General features: G+C 68.1%; 2 protein-coding genes. One reads left to right on the plus strand and one right to left on the minus strand.

Features of this window, described 5'->3' with window-relative positions:
* The coding region (locus tag WEB06_18270) for a hypothetical protein (protein ID MEX2557563.1) at positions 1–392 on the minus strand (392 nt) is incomplete at its 3' end.
* A gap of 477 nt (positions 393–869) precedes the next feature.
* On the opposite strand from WEB06_18270, the gene WEB06_18275 reads away from it, so the two are divergent.
* Positions 870–2,089, plus strand: a 1,220-nt coding sequence (locus WEB06_18275; protein MEX2557564.1) for a BTAD domain-containing putative transcriptional regulator, incomplete at its 3' end; no start/stop codon positions are given.

Consider the following 2,089-nt stretch of genomic DNA (forward strand, 5'->3'; position numbering starts at 1 on the left):
GTCGGGCGGAGGCGTTCGACGCTGCCGCGGGTGAACCACCGAAATACGTAGCGGCGAAGACGCGTGTGGATCGGGGCGTCGAGGTTCAGCAGCGTCTTGCCGGCCCACACGAGCGCCGGCCGCTCGCGCCAATGGGAAGAGCGCGCGTCGAGCGCCTCGTCCCAGCGCTTCTCGAAGCGCGGGTCGCGGAGCGAGGCCTTGCAGTCCTCGTAGCGAGTGAGCAACCAGGCCCTCGCGGTCTCGCTGCGGTGGACCGGTGCCAGCTCTCGAAGGCGGTGGTACAGCGGATAGGGGTTGGAGCGGCCCTCTGTCGTCCGAAAGAGCGCAAAGGCGATCGACTCCGCCTCCGGAAGCAGGACTGGCTGGCGGGTCTCAGTCGTCTGAGTTGTCATCGCATCCTCCTCGTCGCTTGCGAGTGGCTCGCACGGAAGCATCCGCGACGGCCATAGCCAGGCGATTACCGAGCGATTACCGTGATGGAGCGCGCTTCGTAAGCGGCCGGCGAGTTCGGCGACCCATACTCGGCGCCGTAGGGTCTGCGGGCCGCGAAGGCGCTGGTCAGGAGGGGGAGCGTGGAGTACCGGGTCCTGGGTCCGGTCGAGGCGATCGACGGTGGCATGCGGGCCGATCTCGGCGGCCCACTCGAGCGAGGGCTTCTGGCGAGGCTTCTTCTCGACGCTGGTCGGACCGTCTCCATCGATCGGCTGGTGGATGACCTATGGCCGGGAGAACCGCCCGGCTCGGCCGTGAATTCGATACGCGTTCGCGTCTCTCGCCTCCGCAAAGCGCTTCAGGGTGGCGAAGAAGGTCCCATCCGAACGCAGCCCCCGGGCTACCTCTTCATACTCGGTCCCGAAGACACCCTAGACGTGCGGAGCTTCGAGCAGCTCACCGAACGCGGCCGCGCCGCGTTGCGTGATGGGGACGCCGAAACGGCCGCGAAGGTGCTTCGGGAGGCGCTTGCGTTGTGGCGCGGCCCGGCGCTGGCCAACCTCGGTGATGCGCCGTTCGCCAGATCAGAGGCAGCCCGTCTGGAGGAGGGCGGGCTCGGGACGCTGGAGCACCGCATCGACTCCGATCTCGCGCTCGGCCGGCACTTGGGACTCGTCGGCGAACTCGAGGCGCTTTGCGCGCAGCATCCGCTGCGCGAGCGCTTCTGGGCTCAGCGCATGATCGCCCTGTACCGGTCGGGTCGTCAGGCTGATGCGCTGGCGGTCTTCCAGGAGCTGCGGCGAACGCTGTCTGACGATCTTGGTCTGGATCCGTCGCCGGAACTGTCCGCGCTCGAATCGCAGATCCTCGGGCAGGCACCCGAACTCGCCGTGCGGCCGGCACCGCGCCCGGATGGCGGGCTTCCGACGGGCGTGGTCACGTTCCTGCTCAGCGACATCCAAGGCTCGACCGAGCTCTGGGAGGCACATCCCACTGGCATGCCGGACATCCTCGAGCGGCACGACCGGTTGATCGCTCGCATCGTCGGCGAGCACGGGGGTCATCTCATCAAATCCAAGGGCGAAGGTGACGCCACTCTTTCCGTCTTTCGCCGCGCGACGGACGCGGTGGCCGCAGCGGTTGATTTAGGTCGCGCGTTCGAGGCGAAGGATTGGCGTGACGGTGTCCCGCTTCGCGTGCGGATGGCGATCCACACCGGCGAGGCGCACGAGCGCGATGACGACTACTTCGGACCGGCGGTCAATCGCGCCGCGCGCGTCCGTTCCCTGGCGCAGGGCGGACAGATACTTCTTTCCGAAATTGCTGCCGGGCTGGTGCGCGACGCGTTGCCGATCGGTGCGTCACTGATCGATGTGGGCGAGCGGTCGCTGCGCGGGCTGGCACGCGCGGAGCATGTATTCGAACTTGTGCCACAGGGCGCGGAGTCATTCGACCAGCCGGTCGAGTCGGTCGCCCCCTCGCGACCGCCGCTTCCCGACGCGGTGATCGTCGCACCGGGCAGTCATTTCGTCGGCCGCGAACCCGAGCTCGAACGCCTTGGCTCTTTGCTGAAGGTGGTCGCCGGCGCGGGGCTGCGAGCGGTGTTTGCCGCCGGTGAGCCGGGGATCGGAAAGACCCGGCTGTGCTCGGAGTTCGC

It is taken from the genome of Actinomycetota bacterium (genome assembly GCA_040905475.1).
GTDB lineage: Bacteria > Actinomycetota > AC-67 > AC-67 > AC-67 > DATFGK01.